Below are 16,628 nucleotides of genomic sequence, written 5' to 3'. Positions count from 1 at the left end.
ACCATGTTAACGCTGCTGAGAAACGCCCGGCTGAAGTACAAGTTCTGGCTGCTGAATATCCTTGTGCTTATCGTTCTTGGCTTGCTGGCGTTTTACGCCATGCACACCATTGCCAGCCACACCGGGGAAAGCTTCCCCAGCGTATTTCGCAATACCGCAGCAGGCTTTGCTCTTGTAGTCGCCTTGCTCATGGCCGTGGAAATGGCTGGCTCCCAGTTATTGATTTCCTTTATTGAGCGGCATATCAACCGCCTGAAAGACACCATGGTTCAGGTACAAAGCAGTGGCAACCTGAGCCGGCGGGCAGATATAAATTCCAGCGACGAAATCGGCGAAATGGCACAGGCGTTCAATGCCATGCAGGACCGAACCGTTGGTGTCGTGCGCAGCATGAAACAAGCGATTGAGAGGCTGAACAGCGAGGCTCAAACTTTGACGGTCGCAGCGGATGCGCGACGCGATGATCTGAACCGGCAGCAAGCAAACGCCGATCGCTCCACAGAAGTCATCGAGCAGATGCTGCAGAGTTTTGTCGGAATTGCCGAGCAAGCCGGTATCGCCAAAACGCTTTCTCATGAAGCCCGGGAAACGGCGATGTCAGGAAGCGAGCGTGTTGGTCGCAGTGCAGACAGCATTCGCACACTGGCGACAGCGGTTCGCAACTCTGCAAGCAGCGTCGAGGTCCTGGCGGAGAACAGCCATGAAATCGGACAGGCTATTACCGAAATCCGGGGCATTGCCGAGCAGACCAACCTGTTGGCGCTGAATGCAGCTATAGAAGCCGCAAGAGCCGGCGAACAGGGGCGAGGCTTTGCCGTAGTGGCTGATGAAGTTCGCAACCTGGCACAAAGAACTCAAGTCTCCACCGGCCAGATTCAGGACACGATAGATCGCTTGCTTAAAACCATGGAAGCCGCCGTGCAGCAAATGACCGGCAGTTCAGTTGAAGCAAGCCGTTGCGTGGAAGAATCGGAAGAGGGGCGCAACGCGCTGGAAGCGATTAACACGGTGGTGGGCCAGATTGATCAGACGAACGAAGAAATTGCCAACGTCTCCGCGAAGCAGGCTGCAGGAACAGATGCTGTGCTTGCTAACGTGCAGGGCATTCGTGAAGCCACCCAGAGCATGGTTGTTCAGTTGGGAGAGAGTGCTGACATGAGCCAGCGCCTGAAGCACCTGATTGACTCTCTGGAAGAAGCCGCCTCAAAAGTCACCGTGGACTGAGGCGGCCACTTTACAGAGCCGTTAAAGCCGCAGAGAGCTTATTGCCCCTGCTGCATTTGACGCTGCTGCTGCATTTGCTGGCGCATCTGCTGCATCTTCTTGTCCAGCTCGTCGCGCTGCTCCTGAGTAAACACGCTGTCTACTTTGGCCTGCATAAGGGTTGAAAGCGCCGCAATCTCGCCGGTCACATCACCCAGATCTTCGCCGTGCTCGCGGATGGAATCTTCATCGTAATCCGCTTTGATTTCACTCTGCATTTGCTGTTGCAGGGCACGCGCTTCTTCACGCAGTGTTCCAATTTCACCCTCCATTTCGTCAAGAATGCCTCGAATCTCTTCTTGCTGATCCTCTGACAACCCGACCATCTGTGCGAGCTGGGCAACCTGATCCGGCTGACCACCCGCTGCTTGCTGGGCCAATGCCGGGGCCGACAGGCTCAATGCAACAAGGGCGGTACCGAACAGTTTTGCGAGTTTCATAGAAATCTCCGTTAACGATTTAGTTGAGCGATTTGGTACACCCTAAAACATCCCGCGCCTGTTTTTCACCCCGGTACCCCTTCTTTTTGTACATGTTGTGCACCATGTTCTCCTGGAACCCGCCACACGAGTGCATTGAAACAAATGTGAAAGTTTGGTCATTCCCCTTCATAATGATGCGGTTAAAACACCGCCGGAGCGTAAAAGATGGCTATTAACTGGTTTCCAGGGCACATGCACAAAGCCCGCAAGGAGATCAAAAAGATCATGCCTCAGATGGATCTCATCATTGAGGTACTCGATGCACGTATTCCTTTCAGCAGCGAAAACCCGCTGGTGCCCGAACTGCGTGGGGAAACACCGCTGATCAGAGTCCTTAACAAGCGCGATCTGGCCGATCCTGAGATCACTGCAAAGTGGCAAACATGGCTGGAGAAAGAACGCGGCGTTCGAACCATCACCCTCACCCATAATCAACGCGGTGAGGCACTGGATATCCTGCGGCTGGCCGGCGAAATGACGCCCAACCACGATCGTCAGAAAAGCGCCCTGCGGGTTATGATTCTGGGAATACCCAACGTCGGAAAGTCCACTCTGATCAACACCTTGGCCGGGCGCCCGGCCACGAAAACCGGCAATGAGCCGGCCGTGACCAAATCGCAGCAAACCATCAAGCTGCCGGACAACATCCTTCTTTACGACACCCCCGGCTTTCTGTGGCCGAAGCTCTCACCCGAAGCTTGCGGCTACCGGCTGGCGATTACCGGAGCCATTCGCAGCTCCGTACTGGATTTCGAAGATATCGCCCTGTTTGAAGCCGATTATTTACGGGAAGCCTATCCGGAATTGATAAAAGCGCGTTACGGTTTTGATGAACTGCCGGTGGATGGCTTGGCCATAATGGATGGTATCGCGGCCAAGCGTCATTTCCTGGGTCGTGGTGGCGTACCCGATCTGAACAAGGTCTCCGAAGTACTGCTCAATGAGTTTCGTGCCGGCACTCTGGGGCGGATTTCTCTGGAGACACCCGAGATGGTGGAACGGGAAATTATTAAAGCCGCTGCGGCCGACGCCGAAAAAGAGTCTAAACTCAGAGAGAAGAAGGCCGCTTCCAAAGCAATCCATTCTGGCCGCCGCCACTGAAGGAGAACATTATGAGACGAGTCGTCGTCACCGGCATGGGTATCATTTCGTGCCTCGGAAACTCTCTTGATGAGGTTCATGCAAGCCTGAGGAACGGGGCCTCAGGTATCCGCTTCAACGAAACATACAAAGAGATGGGGTTTCGCAGCCTGGTTTCTGGTTCTCCGACAGTCGATACCACCGTTATTGACCGTAAAATGCGACGGTTTATGGGCCCTTCTGCCATGTATAGCTACCTCGCCATGGAGCAGGCAATTGCCCAAGCGGGCCTGAGCGAAGAACAGATCTCCAACGATCGCACGGGGCTGATTGCCGGTTCAGGGGGCTCCTCCTGTTCAAGCCAGGTGGAAGCGACCGACATCATGCGGGCAAAAGGCGTGAAGCGCATCGGCCCCTACATGGTGCCCCGTATCATGACCAGTACAGTTTCAGCTTGCCTGGCGACGGCCTACAAGATCCGTGGTGTGAACTACTCCATGTCCTCTGCCTGCGCTACCAGTGCGCACTGTATTGGTCACGCCATGGAGCAGATCCAGAGCGGCAAGCAGGACATTGTTTTCGCCGGTGGTGGTGAAGAAGAAGACTGGAGCCTCACCATGATGTTTGATGCCATGGGCGCGCTTTCCACCAAATACAACGATGCGCCTGAAACCGCATCTCGTCCCTTCGATTCCGGGCGGGATGGCTTTGTGATCGCCGGTGGCGGCGGCATGATGGTGCTTGAAGAACTGGAACATGCCAAGAAGCGTGGCGCCACCATTATTGCAGAACTCACGGGCTACGGTGCTACTTCAGATGGTTACGATATGGTGGCGCCTTCTGGCGAAGGCGCCCAGCGCTGCATGAAGCAGGCAATGGCGACCATTCGCGGTAAAATTGATTACATCAACGCCCACGGCACCAGTACTCCGGTAGGCGACGTCGCCGAGATGGGCGCCGTGCAGAAAACGTTTGGTTCGGATATTCCCGCCATTTCATCCACCAAATCTCTTTCAGGGCATTCACTCGGCGCTGCAGGCGTTCATGAGGCCATCTATTCCCTGCTGATGCTGCAACATGATTTTATTGCCGGCACTGCCAACCTCTCCTCGGTAGATGAGGCCATTGCTAATATGCCACTGGTGGGCCCTCAGAGCCGCGAGGCAAAGCTTGATACTGTTATGTCCAACAGCTTCGGCTTTGGCGGGACAAACGCCTCTCTGGTGTTCGAGAGACTGCCAGACTGATGGCTATCGAGGCGGGGTTCGGTTCTGCGGCTCCGCCTTTTTTCTGCTATATGCACATCTCCTTAAGTTTGGTCATTGGCAAAGTCGCGCTCGCGTATTAAAGTACCCATTTGACTTGCATCAATTTGGACGGTTATCCGCAATGGCCCAAGCACTCAGATTCCGCCAAGCACCCTCTCCCCTGAAAGCTTCCTGTCACCAGTGCAGCCTTAGCAATCTTTGCCTGCCACTCGCTGTTCAGGATAACGATCTGGACCGCCTGGAAGACATCGTTCAACAGGGTCGCATCTACAATCGCGGCGAGCACATTTTTGATCAGAGCACACAGTTTCGTTCGTGCTTTGCTGTGAAGAGCGGGTCAATCAAGACATCCATCATTACCGAAAGCGGTGAAGAGCAGGTCACAGGCTTCTTTATGCCTGGTGAGATTGTCGGCCTGGACAGCATGAGCAGCGAAGCGTATGCCTGCACAGCCAAGGCTCTGGAGCGCACCAGCGTGTGCGAGTTTCCGGTTGAAAAGCTGGAGGAACTCACAGGCAAGCTTCCCGACCTGCAGCACCACATGTACCGCCTGATGAGCCAGGAAATCCAGAACAGTCATCAACTCGCGATGCTGTTGAGCAAAAACACCGCCGAGGAGCGCATTGCATCGCTGCTTCTGTCACTGTCCAGTCGTTTCCAGCGCCGGCGCATGTCGCCCACAAACTTTAGCCTGCCCATGGCAAGAAATGACATAGCCAACTTCCTGGGACTCGCTGTTGAAACCGTCAGCCGTGTTTTTACCCGTTTCCAGAATCAGGGCATCATCCGTGCACGAGGCCGGGAAGTAGAACTGTTGGATGTTGAAGCACTGCAACTGGTAACCCGGGAATTTTCCCGCCAGGGCTGCCAGCAATAGATTGGGTTTTCTGAAACCGCCTGCCGCTATGCGGTCGGCGTTCGGGCCTCTACCTGCTTAGCCTCGCTTCTCAGTATTGCCAACTCATCAACCAGCCCGGAGCGCCAGGGAAACTGCTTGATGCCAAACGTATTGCGGATTTTTGTGCAGATGAGCGTGGTATTTGGCGGTTCCAAAGCGCCCCATGCCGGCGTGTTATCTACCACATGAAGGCTTTCCGGTATTCCCGGTAAGCCGGCAATCGCCAGGCCCAGCTCATACAGACTGATTTCCTCCGCGCCGGCATACTGGAATGTCCCCCACACTTCGGCCCCACAATCCAACTGCTGTATAACGGCGGTCATGACCCGCGCAAGATCCCTCACAGATACAGGCTGGCCCACACACCGCCCAGGCAAGGCCAACGCGTCAGTTGATGCGGTGCTGGCCTGAACCTTCCGAATAAAGCGGCTCAGGCTCCAGCCGGTGCGTAAAATAATGTGCCGGGGCAAAAGCGTGCGCAATGCCTGCTCGCACTCCCATTGCCAGTTGCCCAACTCATTTACCGGCTGGCCGGGATTGGAGGCGATATAGCCACTCTGTTTACGTCCGTCAAACACATAGCACGACGACAGCTGGAACAACGCAACCCCCCTGTCGCGGGCATACTCCGCAATGGCCACCGGCAAGGAAAACGCGGCTCTGTGTGTACCTTCAGGGTCCAGCTCAGCGGCTTCCGGGTCTGCCAGCCATAGTGCATTGACGATCAGATCGGTGTCTTCCGGGATCCAGCTTTCCAGCGCGCTGAGATTGGCGCTGGCAGGGTTACTGACCAGCAAGGGGCTGACATGCAAAGATGTCTCTCTGAGACGCTCAAGCAGGACTTTTCCCAAGGGGCCATAATCGTGAACGACAAGTACATGCACTAGGGTTCAATGCCTCCGGATATTACTGATATGACACGTCATGGGCATCCTGCCGGCCAATGGCTTCCCGCGACGGCTTTGTAAAATGATTGCACCTCAAGATGCCGGCAACAGCAGCACCTTTGTATACATTTTCAGAAGCATACAACAACAGGGATCGCCATGCTGAAACAACACAGCCACATTGTTGCACCTATTCCCGACGAGCTACGCACTCGCGCCCTTTATACTGTGGAGGAGCTGCGTGAGCGCGGCAAAGCCGACAAAGAGGCAGTCGACAAACTCTACAATCTGATCGTGGAATTGACCGACGCAGGCCTGGATTTCTTTTTCCTGGAGCCACTTCGGCGCCTTAGGGCCAGCAACATGATGCTGGGCATGGCCAGGGTGGGCATCAGCAGCATGCTCAAAGGCAGCAAAATGGTCGTCCACAAAGTGCTTAAAAAACTCGATGACCGCAGTCTGGCCTCTATTCTCGATTTCATCGAGGAAATCATTCATCAGCCTGAAGATGCCTGAGCACACTATCCGCAGATGCGAGGAACCCTGCTGGTGATACCTGTCAGCAACTCATAAGAAATGGTGCCAGCACAGCTGGCCACTTCATCCACCCCAACGGTGCGCCCCCAGAGTTCAACCATATCGCCTTCCCGGGCCTCCGGCGCATTGCTCAGATCCACCGCCAGCATATCCATGGACACCCGGCCAATCAGCCGGATACGGCGACCACCAATGGCGGCCGGTGTGTCGGTGCCAGCATGGCGGGGATAGCCGTCTCCGTATCCGATAGCCACCATACCCATACGGGTGTCGCGCTCTGCCACCCAGGCCGCCCCATAACCGACGCTCTCACCGGCCCTGACAGTTCGGGTGGTTATCAAAGGCGCCTCAAGGGTCATCACAGGCTCAAGGCCCAGCTCGGGGCCTGTCTTGCCGACTATAGGTGAACCGCCGTAAAGCATGATACCCGGGCGACTCCAGTCAAACAGTGGTTGGCCGGGAATAAAATGAGCCGCAGAATTGCCCACGCTTTTCATCAGCGAGGGCCAGGGAGAGGTTGCCGCCTCAAAGGTGGCAGTCTGGGCCGAGGTCATTGTGCTCCCGGCATCGTCGGCGCAGGCAAAGTGGCTGACAAAGCCCTGAAGCCAGGGAAAAGCGTTCATTTTCTCAAGCCTGGCCATAACAGACGGGAGGTCATCAGACCGAAAGCCCAGGCGGTTCATACCGGTGTTAACCTTCAGCCAGAAGTCTGGCAGGTGGTTACCCTGTCCCAGCCACTGCAACTGGTGCCCACCATGCAACACCGGTTCGAACTGATTTTTTACGCAATCCGCCAGATCATCCGCAGCATGTACACCCTGAAGCAATACCACCGGCTGAGGATGGCCTGCAGCACGAATAGCAAAAGCTTCTTCAATGCAGGCAACGGCGTATTTGGGCGCTATATCCGCCAGGGCGGATGCAATACGGGCAATACCATGGCCATAGCCATCAGCCTTCACAACAGCCATAACCCTGGCATTGCCCGCACGCTCGCAAGCTTTGCGATAGTTGGTGCGCAGAGCATCCAGATCAATGTGGGCAGTTGTGCTGCGCGGCATCAGTATTCACCACCATAGTCGTTGTAGTCACCGTGGGCGAGATCTTCAAACTTAGTGTATTTGCCGATAAACGCCAGACGAATCGTCCCAATGGGACCATTACGCTGCTTACCGATGATAATCTCGGCAATGCCCTTATCTGGCGTATCCTCGTTGTATACCTCATCACGGTACACAAACATGATTACGTCGGCATCCTGCTCAATCGCACCGGATTCCCGCAGATCGGAATTGATCGGACGTTTGTTCGGACGTTGCTCAAGGCTCCGGTTTAGCTGCGAAAGCGCTACAACAGGGCAACTGAGTTCTTTCGCAATGCCCTTCAAAGACCGGGAAATTTCGGAGATCTCCGCCGTCCGGCCTTCGGTGTTGCCTGGCACCCGCATCAACTGCAGGTAGTCCACCATGATCAGGCCAATTTTACCGTCGTTCTCACGCGCAATTCGTCGCGCCCGGGAGCGCAGCTCAGTAGGACTGAGGCCGGGCGTGTCATCAATATACAGCGGCTTGTCTTTAAGCAGGCTGACGGCAGAAGTCAGTCTGGGCCAGTCATCTTCCTCAAGCTTGCCGCCGCGTACTTTGCTTTGATCAATACGGCCAAGAGACGAAAGCATACGCATGGCCAGCGCATCTGCCGGCATCTCCATACTGAATACCAGAACCGGAGTGCCCGTGCTGATCAGTGCATTCTCGACAATGTTCATGGCGAATGTGGTCTTACCCATCGAGGGTCGACCCGCCACGATGATGAGATCGGCCGGCTGCATACCCGACGTCTGTTCATCCAGATCTCTGAACCCGGTGGTAAGCCCCGTTGTCTGCTCACCAGATTCGAACAGCTCCTCGATGCGACTCAGTGTTTTGGTCAGAATCGGGTTGATGGACTGCGGACCGGAACCTTCTTTAACCCTGGATTCAGCGATCTGGAATACGTTTCGCTCAGCTTCATCCAGAATCTCATTACTGTTGCGGCCCAGGGGATTAAACGCAGAGTCTGATATTTTCCCGGAAACCTCCACAAGCTGCCTGAGGATCGAGCGCTCGCGAACAATCTCGGCGTAGGCACGAATATTGGCAGCGCCCGGCGTTTTCTCTGCCAGCTCAGCAAGATAAGACAACCCTCCGGCATCCTCAATATCACCGGCCCGCTCCAGAAACTCTGCCAGGGTGACCACGTCCAACGGTTCGTTCTCGCTGGCAAGGCGCTCTACCGCACCAAAAATCAGCCTGTGATCCTGGCGATAGAAGTCCGCTGCGGAGATTATCTCGGTAATTTCATCAAACCGCCGGTTGTCCAGCATCAGGCCACCCAGCACTGCCTGCTCCGCTTCAACGGAATGAGGGGGCACCTTGATTCGGCTGGTCTCTGGATCAGTACTAGCGGGCTTCAGATTAGGCTTGGCCATGAACATATCTTCAGTTAAGCATCGTCACCACGACAGTGTATGTGGAATGTCGTAGCGATGGGAGGGGGTTACTGGATGCTGACAGCATACCAGAAAGCAACAGGCCCGAAAGCCGTATAAACGGTTCGGGCCTGTCGGTTTGGCTGGCAATGAACTCCAAAGAGCTCACGGCAAGCCACCAGCGTGTTACAGGGTAAGAAACTTACTCGGCAACAACCGCCAGCTTAACAGTCACTTCAACGTCTGAGTGCAGCTGAAGTTCGATTTCGTACTCACCGGTCGTCCGCAGCGGGCCTTCCGGAAGACGAACTTCGCTCTTCTCAACGTCGGTACCCGCAGCAGTGATCACGTCTGCAATATCGCGAACACCAATGGAGCCGAACAGCTTGCCTTCGTCGCCCGCTTTAGAGGTAACTGTGAAGGATGCACCTTCCAGAGCCTCAGCGCGCGCCTGAGCCGTTGCCAGCTTGCCGGCTGCAGCTTTCTCAAGCTCAGCACGACGCTCTTCAAACGCCTTCAGGTTTGCTTCAGTGGCAGGCGCAGCCTTACCGTACGGAAGCAGGTAATTACGGCCGTAACCGGATTTAACTTTTACCTTGTCACCCAGGGTGCCAAGGTTTGCAACTTTCTCGAGCAGAATAACTTCCATCTCGTTAACCTCTTCGTGCTTTATTCAGCCGGCCCGGCAGGCTTTATTCGCCCCCGGATATCCAGCCAGCTATCCACAAATGCCAGAACTACTAACAGAATCATCAGACTTGGGCCCAGAAGAACCAGCGCAACATAGAACATTGCAAGCCACTGGCCACTCAGGTTCTTACGTCCGACAATGCCATGAATCAGTGCAAGACCCGCCAAAAACATCGGCGTTCCGGCTACCCATATCAGTAACATGGAGTTCAGCCCGAGAAACGGACCTACAACCATGGTGGCGGCAAAGACCGCAGCAACAGCGGGAGACAACTTCAGACCATGGAATTCCGAACGGAAACCGCCGGGATTATACAATCCCGCCTGCCATGATCTGGCCAGCATTGTCATGCCCAAGCCTACTGCCAGATAACTGCCCGCCATACTGGCGTTCATGGTGTCCCGTATAACCGTCTCAAGATCACTCCCGAGCGTACGAGCCACCTCAGCATTGTACTGTTCGTAAAAACTGACCCCGGCGCGAACGAGTTCGTCCAGCAAACCGGGATACATCATGGGCAACGTAAGCCCCATAACGATCGCCAGAAAGCTCCCTCCTAAAAGGGCTCTTTCCCAGGACAGCGTTGTTCTGAGCAATGACGCCATCAGCATCACTTGCAGCAAAACCGCCAAGGCTGTCGGATCACCTCCAAACACACCCCAGCCAAGCGCTGGAAGTAATGCCCAGAGTCCAATAGTAAGCCCCTGACTGATGCCAAGCCTGAGAATAACCAGGCCGACAACCGCTGCGCCAATCCAGAACAGCAAGGGTACCGCAGTTGTTACTGCTGCTACTCCGCTGGCCTGAAGGGGACCGCGCATTACAAATTGTGCCAGTGCACGCATGGTCCCAAGTCCTGTCTATCTGTTACTTAGTTATCGTGGCTGTCCGAGTACGGCAGCAGTGCCAGAAAGCGGGCCCGCTTGATAGCGGTTGCCAGCTGACGCTGATAACGTGCTTTGGTGCCAGTGATACGGCTGGGCACGATTTTGCCGGTTTCAGTGATGTAGCCTTTCAGGGTGTCCAGATCCTTGTAATCGATCTCTTTAACACCTTCCGCCGTGAAACGGCAGAACTTGCGACGTCTGAAAAAACGAGCCATAACGTAACTCCTCAACTCCGGTTAATTACTCTTCTTCGTCCTGGGTTTCAGCTTTCTGACTGTCATCTTGACTGTCGTCTTGACGGTCATCAGATTCAGCTGAACGACGTGGGCGATCATCTCCGCCGGAACGACGGTCCTCACGGGACTCAGCGGCTTTCATCGGAGAGATATCAGCAACGGCTTCATCGCGACGCAGAATCAAGTCGCGGATGATGGCATCGTTGAACCGGAAGTTGTGAGTCAGCTCGTCCATCGCTGCCTGTGAACATTCTACGTTCATCAGCACATAGTGAGCTTTGTGAATCTTGTTGATCGGGTAAGCCATATGACGACGGCCCCAATCTTCCAGGCGATGTACCTTGCCGCCATCTTCAGTGATGACGCTGGTATAACGCTCGATCATCGCGGGCACTTGCTCGCTTTGATCCGGGTGTACCATAAACACGATTTCGTAGTGACGCATGAGTTCTCCCTACGGATTGAACAGCTTTCCTTAATTCGCGGACTGGCCGGGAAGCAAGAAAGCAAGGAGGTGGCAGCCTGAGCCGCCGGTTTTTTGCTTTATCAATAAGGCGTTACAAGAAAGGCCCGATCAAAAGCGAGACTAAGCATGCCTGATTAAAAGCAATACAAAACCTCCCCCTTGGAAAAGGGGTGACGTATTCTAGGCGGACACGACCGTCCGTGCAAGAGTTAACCAAGGCGCTGGCGCAATGCCTCATACAAACAGACACCGGTCGCCACAGAAACGTTGAGGCTGTCTACATGCCCCAGCATGGGAATATTGATGAGCTGATCGCAGTGCTCCCGCGTGAGCCGGCGCATGCCCGCGCCCTCCGCACCCATAACCAACGCAACCGGGCCCTTGAAGTCTGCCTGATACAACGTAGCCTCGGCTTCACCAGCAGCACCGATCAACCACACACCCTGATCCTTCAGGGTGCGAAGAAACCGCGCCAGATTGGTTACGCGAACAAAAGGAACAGTCTCCGCCGCACCGCAGGCAACTTTCCGCGCTACCGCTGTCAGCGAAGCTGATTTGTCTTTCGGCACGATAACAGCCTGAATACCGACTGCATCGCAGGTACGCATGCACGCTCCCAGATTGTGAGGATCGGTTACGCCATCCAGCACAAGCAAAAAAGGGGATTTATCACTTGCCGCAAGTTGAGTCAGAAGATCGTCTTCCGTCCATTCGCGGCTTTCACTGACCGCCGCAACAACGCCTTGGTGAACTCCGCCAACCCGCTCATCCAGCTCCTTACGATGCACAACCCCCCACTTAACCCCCAACTCATCCAGGGCATCGGTGATGGTTTTTACTCGCTTGTCCTGCCGGCCAGTCTGAATCCAGACCCTCTGCAACCTTCCCGGCTCGCGCTTGAGGACAGCCTCAACCGCGTGCCAGCCAAATACAAATTCTTCGGACACTGGTTAGGTTTCCTGTTATTTATCTGTTTTGCGTGGCTTCCGAGGCTTGCTGACACCGGCTGGCTTGCGAGAGCCTTTTTTCGGCTTCTGGTTGGCCTCTTGGGCGGCATCCGCCACCAACTGGGCCTTTGCACTGGCCGGTTTTTTTGCCTTTGCAGGCTTTCCAGACTTTCCGCCCTTGCCAGATTTGCTGCCCGCAGGCGTTCTGCCTCGGCTGCGACCCTTATCAGCTCGCTTGCCATCCTTGTTTCGGGTATCCCGCTTGGCTACATCCAGAGCATCCCGATCTGCTTGCCGACGCCTTGGCTCACTAACCAGCTCCAAATCAATCTTGCGGTCTTCCATACCAACCCGCGTCACTCGGACGCGCAGCTCGTCACCCAGGCGGAAGCTAACCGCTGTGCGCTCGCCAATCAGGCGATGCTTAGCCGCATCGTGGTGGAAGTAATCACCGCTGAGTGTGGAAACATGCACCAGGCCTTCGATATACACACCAGACAGCTCGACAAAAAACCCGAACGGCACAACGGCGGCTATAACCCCGTCAAACTCTTCTCCGACATGATCACTGAGAAACTCGCACTTGAGCCACGCCATAACATCGCGAGTGGCATCATCAGCGCGCCGCTCGGTCATCGACACATGCTCACCCAGCTGCTCCATACGGGCATAGTCGTAAGGGTATTCGACTAACTCCGGATCAAAGACGCGGGGTGACACGACATCCTTCGTAACCTCGGGGTTATGAATCCGGGACTTGATAGCCCGGTGCACAACCAGATCCGGGTATCGGCGAATCGGCGAGGTAAAGTGGGCGTAACTCGGGAAGCCAAGGCCAAAGTGGCCACTCTCTTCCGGGCTGTAGACCGCCTGGCTCAGCGAACGCAACATAACCGTCTGGATCACATTGGCGTCCGGCCTGTCTGTTATCTGGGATAGCAGCGCCTGATAATCGGCCGAAGTTGGCTTGTCTCCGCCACCCAACTGCAGACCAAGTTCACCCAGGAACAAACGCACCGAGTTGAGCCGCTCTTCCGAGGGGCCATCATGCACACGATAAAGTGCCGGCATCTTGTGCTTCTTCAGGAAACGCGCCGCGGCCACGTTGGCGCACAGCATGCTCTCTTCCACAATCTTGTGGGCATCGTTGCGATGTACCGGCACAATTTCTTCGATTTTACGTTCCGCATCGAAAACAATTTGGGTTTCCGTGGTTTCAAAATCGATAGCCCCACGTTCCGTTCGCGCTTTACGCAGCAGCTTGTAAAGATCGTACAGGTTATGCAGATGCGGAAGCACATCTGCGTACTGGGCAGACAACCGATAACCCGGTTCTGAATCTGGCCGCTCCAGCATGTCGCTGACTTTGTTATAGGTTAGCCGCGCATGGCTGCGCATAACCGCCTGGTAGAAAGTGTACCCACTGATATTCCCAGCAGCGCTGATGGTCATATCTGCCACCATGCACAGGCGATCAACGTCAGGGTTCAGGGAACACAGGCCATTGGACAGCTTCTCCGGAAGCATGGGCACCACGTGGTCCGGAAAGTACACCGAGTTGCCCCGGCGCAGGGCTTCTTCATCGAGAGGCGAGCCGGTGCGTACGTAATGGGATACATCGGCTATTGCTACGACCAGACGATAGGCACCACGGCCCCTCGGCTCACAATATATGGCGTCGTCGAAATCCCGTGCGGTCTCGCCATCGATGGTCACCAGCCGCATATTGCGGATATCCACACGATTGGCTTTGTCTTTCTCTTCCACTTCCCCTGGAATAGCCGCTGCCTGAGCGCCTACTTCCGTTGGCCAGCTATGGGGAATGTCGTAAGAACGGATAGCCACATCAATTTCCATACCCGGGGCCATATGTTCCCCCAGAATCTCTGCGATCTTGCCGGTGGGCTTGCTGCGCATTGTGGGCTGGCGCAAAATATCCACAACAACGTACTGACCGTGATAAGCCTCACCAATATGCTCTTCCGGCACCAGCACTTCGTGGTTGATCCTGGCATTCTCGGGTACCACGTAGGCGATACCGCTTTCATTAAAAAAGCGCCCGACGGTCTGGTGCGTGCGATGTTCTATAACATCAACGATAACGCCTTCACGCCGACCACGATCATCAACCTTGTCTACCCGTGCGGCAACCCTGTCACCGTGAAACACCATGCGCATCTGGCGTGCGGTAAGAAACAGATCAGACCCACCATCATCCGGCACCAGAAAGCCGAAGCCATCTCTGTGACCAATAACTCGACCGCTGACCAGATCGGCTTCCTCAATCGGAAGGAACGCGTCGCGACGGTTACAAATAAGCTGACCATCCCGGCACATGGCAATCAGGCGCCGCCTGAGTGCTTCGATACCTTCCGGAGTGGTCTGGCCAAGCTCGGAACACAATGTCTCGTGCGTTGCCGGCGCCCCACGTTCTTTCAGGTGCGCGAGAATGAATTCCCGGCTTTGAATCGGGTTTTCATAGTTTTGAGCCTCACGGCCCGCGTGGGGGTCTTTGTGTTTTTTATTCCTGGAAACCATTAAAATCCTTGCTAAATGCGGCGCCACAACGGCGCTGTTCATATTCGTTTGCAATGTAGTATACGTTGGTACGGATCGACTGCCTAACAACCCACCCTTTATAGGCACAAATACCTGCCGTCCAATTACTGAAAAAACGTTTGACAGCTACAGTCGGAATTATTAAAGTACGCGCCATCTGATGAAGCATACCTTCATCTTTGGCAGAAACGCCTAGTTTTCAACAAACTAACGGTAAATCTGCAAATCACCTGCCGAGGTGGTGAAATTGGTAGACACGCTAGCTTCAGGTGCTAGTGCTCGCAAGGGCGTGGAGGTTCAAGTCCTCTCCTCGGCACCATTTCTCTCCCTGAGAAATGCGATTACTCCAACTCCCTGTTATTGTCTGATCCTTCGTAGCCGCTGATCATTCCAGCAGCCCGACAAGGTATTCCGACAGATTCTCGTAGATATAGTCTACTCTTGCATAAACGCCAGACGGCACCCCCTCAAACTCGCGACCACAGTTGCGGCTTCCGCCATAGCTCTTGAGATAGGCCGCCTGGATCAGGTTCAGGGCCTCACCCGCAGGCATACTGCTGTTTCCGGCAGGATAATACAGCGCCCATTCGAATCCAGGCTCGGCATCGACGGTATCCAGCCCGGCCATTTCTGGTGACAGAAAACCGTATCTCAGCGGCCGGTTGAGTTCGCCTCGTGTATCAAACTCCAACACCAGGCCGTTAAAACCAGCTGGCTGAGGCTCATACCCGGAGAACGCATAGCTCTGATATGCGGTCACTACCTGCGCCGTAATCTGCGCATCAACATCGTCCTCAACTGTACAATTCTGAAGCCCACCGCTATAAATCAGTGACTCCTGCTCAACTCCTTCTTCCATCATCCGGTACCCAAAAAACCCGGCTGGCGCGTTGGACAACTCCGGCACCAATGTCCGAACAATAGTGCCGGACTGCCGGGGAATCCGGGCGACCACCTCTGACAGTTTTCCATTGCTGAAACTCCAGCTGTAAGTTATCTCCGGATTTCCACCCAACTCTGTCGAGCCCGGCTGAATGCCCTCCAGCAGATGGCACGTTGTGCCGGTTTCGAAGGTGGCTGTGCCGGCTGCCCAGTCGAACACCAGCCGCTCATCAATACCCGGATTTGAATACGCAATTCTGCTCTGAGGGGATAGCGACGCCGATGGCAACCACTGGGTACTGAGCTTTGCCATATAACCATTAACACCGAACAGCCGGGCAAGCTCTTGCATGGAGGGCGCCAGGCAGCCTTCGGAACTGATGGATTGCACGCGCCCATCCTCGCTGTAGTCAAACATCAGCTCTGCTGAAATCAGCAAGTCCGAACGGTTGGCTGGAAGCGTATCCGAGCGTCCGGGCTGGGCATAAACTCGCTGGCTTGTCAGCAGTAGCGGGTCACTCAACTCCACCGCAACCTCGGGTAAGTCGATCAGATCAACGTCCAGGTTTGCATAGCTGCCCTGAACCGCCGAATCAACGGCGACAATCACGTCACCGGCGTTCTGCACCAGGGAGATACCAAGAAGGAAAGCCGCCTGGCGACTGAGATAACGCTCAGTGCCGTCACTGCCGGGCTTGGCCAATTCATCGTTGTATGTATCCGGGAACTGGCTCGCCATAAAACGCGCCATGGCCCGTGCATAGGCATGAGCGCGATCGTCCTCGGCGAGAACATAGTCCCTCAGCAGATTGATGCCGGCCAGACCGGACAGCGATGCGTCTGTAGAGTCCAGCAAGGGCCCCAGGGCCGCAAGACGACGATAGCGAGCCAAGGTCGTCAGGGGCGTAATATTACGCACGCCGGGCGCGGCAGAAAGGATAAATGCGCGAGGAACCGGTTTTACTGATTTACCATAAATTCTGACTATCTTGTCAAAAACGTCCCACTCGTGCTCACGGCGTAGTCGGTATATTCCCGCTAGAATTTCAGATGACCTGAACGTTCAACTGATGGTCCG

16 protein-coding genes and 1 tRNA gene are annotated in these 16,628 nt (G+C 55.1%); 6 read left to right on the top strand and 11 right to left on the bottom strand.

From position 1 onward, the window contains the following. Nucleotides 1-3 precede the first annotated feature (3 nt). Entirely contained in the window at nt 4-1,224 is a 1,221-nt protein-coding gene (locus FFI90_RS15175) for a methyl-accepting chemotaxis protein (RefSeq protein ID WP_144779072.1), read from the top strand. Nucleotides 1,225-1,262: 38 nt separating this feature from the next. Here the strand turns inward: FFI90_RS15175 and FFI90_RS15170 are convergent, their stop codons facing one another. Next, nucleotides 1,263-1,703, bottom strand: coding sequence for a Spy/CpxP family protein refolding chaperone (locus FFI90_RS15170; RefSeq protein ID WP_144779070.1), 441 nt, complete (start codon nt 1,701-1,703; stop codon nt 1,263-1,265). Between the two features lie 207 nt (nt 1,704-1,910). Between FFI90_RS15170 and ylqF the strand changes: the two genes are divergently transcribed. The 3 genes from ylqF to fnr all read left to right on the top strand — a co-directional run bounded on the left by ylqF (nt 1,911) and on the right by fnr (nt 4,970). Beyond that, a complete protein-coding gene (gene ylqF / locus FFI90_RS15165; RefSeq protein ID WP_144779069.1) occupies nt 1,911-2,846 on the top strand; it encodes a ribosome biogenesis GTPase YlqF in 936 nt (311 codons plus the stop codon). A gap of 11 nt (nt 2,847-2,857) precedes the next feature. Further along, entirely contained in the window at nt 2,858-4,072 is a 1,215-nt protein-coding gene (fabB, locus tag FFI90_RS15160; RefSeq protein WP_144779067.1) for a beta-ketoacyl-ACP synthase I, read from the top strand. A gap of 142 nt (nt 4,073-4,214) precedes the next feature. Then, nucleotides 4,215-4,970 carry a fumarate/nitrate reduction transcriptional regulator Fnr gene (fnr, locus tag FFI90_RS15155; protein ID WP_144779065.1) on the top strand — a complete coding sequence of 252 codons (756 nt, stop codon included), beginning with the start codon at nt 4,215-4,217 and terminating at the stop codon, nt 4,968-4,970. A gap of 26 nt (nt 4,971-4,996) precedes the next feature. Here fnr and FFI90_RS15150 read toward each other — a convergent pair whose 3' ends face one another. After that, nucleotides 4,997-5,875 (bottom strand): sugar nucleotide-binding protein, encoded by an 879-nt coding sequence (locus FFI90_RS15150; protein ID WP_144779063.1) that lies wholly within the window; start codon nt 5,873-5,875, stop codon nt 4,997-4,999. Between the two features lie 162 nt (nt 5,876-6,037). Between FFI90_RS15150 and FFI90_RS15145 the strand changes: the two genes are divergently transcribed. Then, nucleotides 6,038-6,394, top strand: coding sequence for a hypothetical protein (locus FFI90_RS15145; protein ID WP_144779061.1), 357 nt, complete (start codon nt 6,038-6,040; stop codon nt 6,392-6,394). A gap of 5 nt (nt 6,395-6,399) precedes the next feature. Here FFI90_RS15145 and alr read toward each other — a convergent pair whose 3' ends face one another. The 8 genes from alr to rnr all read right to left on the bottom strand — a co-directional run bounded on the left by alr (nt 6,400) and on the right by rnr (nt 14,647). Continuing rightward, nucleotides 6,400-7,476: an alanine racemase gene (alr, locus tag FFI90_RS15140; RefSeq protein ID WP_144779059.1), complete on the bottom strand. Its 1,077-nt coding sequence runs from the start codon at nt 7,474-7,476 to the stop codon at nt 6,400-6,402. Further along, a complete protein-coding gene (dnaB, locus tag FFI90_RS15135) occupies nt 7,476-8,882 on the bottom strand; it encodes a replicative DNA helicase (protein ID WP_144779057.1) in 1,407 nt (468 codons plus the stop codon). The genes alr and dnaB overlap by 1 nt, the downstream gene beginning before the upstream one ends. 202 nt (nt 8,883-9,084) lie before the next feature. Next, entirely contained in the window at nt 9,085-9,531 is a 447-nt protein-coding gene (rplI, locus tag FFI90_RS15130) for a 50S ribosomal protein L9 (RefSeq protein WP_144779055.1), read from the bottom strand. A gap of 20 nt (nt 9,532-9,551) precedes the next feature. Beyond that, nucleotides 9,552-10,418, bottom strand: coding sequence for a YybS family protein (locus tag FFI90_RS15125; protein ID WP_144779053.1), 867 nt, complete (start codon nt 10,416-10,418; stop codon nt 9,552-9,554). A gap of 26 nt (nt 10,419-10,444) precedes the next feature. Continuing rightward, complete coding sequence (rpsR, locus tag FFI90_RS15120) at nt 10,445-10,675, bottom strand: 30S ribosomal protein S18 (protein ID WP_071264330.1); 231 nt, start codon at nt 10,673-10,675, stop codon at nt 10,445-10,447. 25 nt (nt 10,676-10,700) lie between these two features. After that, nucleotides 10,701-11,141 carry a 30S ribosomal protein S6 gene (rpsF, locus tag FFI90_RS15115; protein ID WP_144779051.1) on the bottom strand — a complete coding sequence of 147 codons (441 nt, stop codon included), beginning with the start codon at nt 11,139-11,141 and terminating at the stop codon, nt 10,701-10,703. Between the two features lie 230 nt (nt 11,142-11,371). Beyond that, complete coding sequence (gene rlmB / locus FFI90_RS15110; protein WP_144779049.1) at nt 11,372-12,109, bottom strand: 23S rRNA (guanosine(2251)-2'-O)-methyltransferase RlmB; 738 nt, start codon at nt 12,107-12,109, stop codon at nt 11,372-11,374. Between the two features lie 15 nt (nt 12,110-12,124). After that, nucleotides 12,125-14,647 (bottom strand): ribonuclease R, encoded by a 2,523-nt coding sequence (gene rnr / locus FFI90_RS15105; RefSeq protein ID WP_144779047.1) that lies wholly within the window; start codon nt 14,645-14,647, stop codon nt 12,125-12,127. A gap of 253 nt (nt 14,648-14,900) precedes the next feature. On the opposite strand from rnr, the gene FFI90_RS15100 reads away from it, so the two are divergent. Then, nucleotides 14,901-14,987, top strand: a tRNA-Leu gene (locus tag FFI90_RS15100). Between the two features lie 66 nt (nt 14,988-15,053). Here the strand turns inward: FFI90_RS15100 and FFI90_RS15095 are convergent. Continuing rightward, the gene (locus FFI90_RS15095; protein ID WP_144779045.1) at nt 15,054-16,469 is read right to left on the bottom strand and encodes a hypothetical protein; all 1,416 of its coding nucleotides are present in this window, start codon (nt 16,467-16,469) and stop codon (nt 15,054-15,056) included. Nucleotides 16,470-16,628 lie beyond the last annotated feature (159 nt).

Source organism: Marinobacter maritimus (genome assembly GCF_007671675.1).
Lineage (GTDB): Bacteria > Pseudomonadota > Gammaproteobacteria > Pseudomonadales > Oleiphilaceae > Marinobacter > Marinobacter maritimus.
The sequence above is the reverse complement of the archived record's forward strand: the minus strand, read 5'-3'. Positions and strand labels throughout refer to the sequence as shown.

Excerpts from the sequence above, each read along its gene's own strand:
- fabB (WP_144779067.1), top strand. The coding sequence starts at position 2,858 with ATGAGACGAGTCGTCGTCACCGGCATGGGTATCATTTCGTGCCTCGGA.
- FFI90_RS15125 (WP_144779053.1), bottom strand. The coding sequence starts at position 10,418 with ATGCGTGCACTGGCACAATTTGTAATGCGCGGTCCCCTTCAGGCCAGC.
- rplI (WP_144779055.1), bottom strand. The coding sequence starts at position 9,531 with ATGGAAGTTATTCTGCTCGAGAAAGTTGCAAACCTTGGCACCCTGGGT.
- rnr (WP_144779047.1), bottom strand. The coding sequence starts at position 14,647 with ATGGTTTCCAGGAATAAAAAACACAAAGACCCCCACGCGGGCCGTGAG.
- FFI90_RS15170 (WP_144779070.1), bottom strand. The coding sequence starts at position 1,703 with ATGAAACTCGCAAAACTGTTCGGTACCGCCCTTGTTGCATTGAGCCTG.
- rpsR (WP_071264330.1), bottom strand. The coding sequence starts at position 10,675 with ATGGCTCGTTTTTTCAGACGTCGCAAGTTCTGCCGTTTCACGGCGGAA.
- FFI90_RS15175 (WP_144779072.1), top strand. The coding sequence starts at position 4 with ATGTTAACGCTGCTGAGAAACGCCCGGCTGAAGTACAAGTTCTGGCTG.
- dnaB (WP_144779057.1), bottom strand. The coding sequence starts at position 8,882 with ATGGCCAAGCCTAATCTGAAGCCCGCTAGTACTGATCCAGAGACCAGC.
- fnr (WP_144779065.1), top strand. The coding sequence starts at position 4,215 with ATGGCCCAAGCACTCAGATTCCGCCAAGCACCCTCTCCCCTGAAAGCT.
- rpsF (WP_144779051.1), bottom strand. The coding sequence starts at position 11,141 with ATGCGTCACTACGAAATCGTGTTTATGGTACACCCGGATCAAAGCGAG.
- ylqF (WP_144779069.1), top strand. The coding sequence starts at position 1,911 with ATGGCTATTAACTGGTTTCCAGGGCACATGCACAAAGCCCGCAAGGAG.
- alr (WP_144779059.1), bottom strand. The coding sequence starts at position 7,476 with ATGCCGCGCAGCACAACTGCCCACATTGATCTGGATGCTCTGCGCACC.
- FFI90_RS15145 (WP_144779061.1), top strand. The coding sequence starts at position 6,038 with ATGCTGAAACAACACAGCCACATTGTTGCACCTATTCCCGACGAGCTA.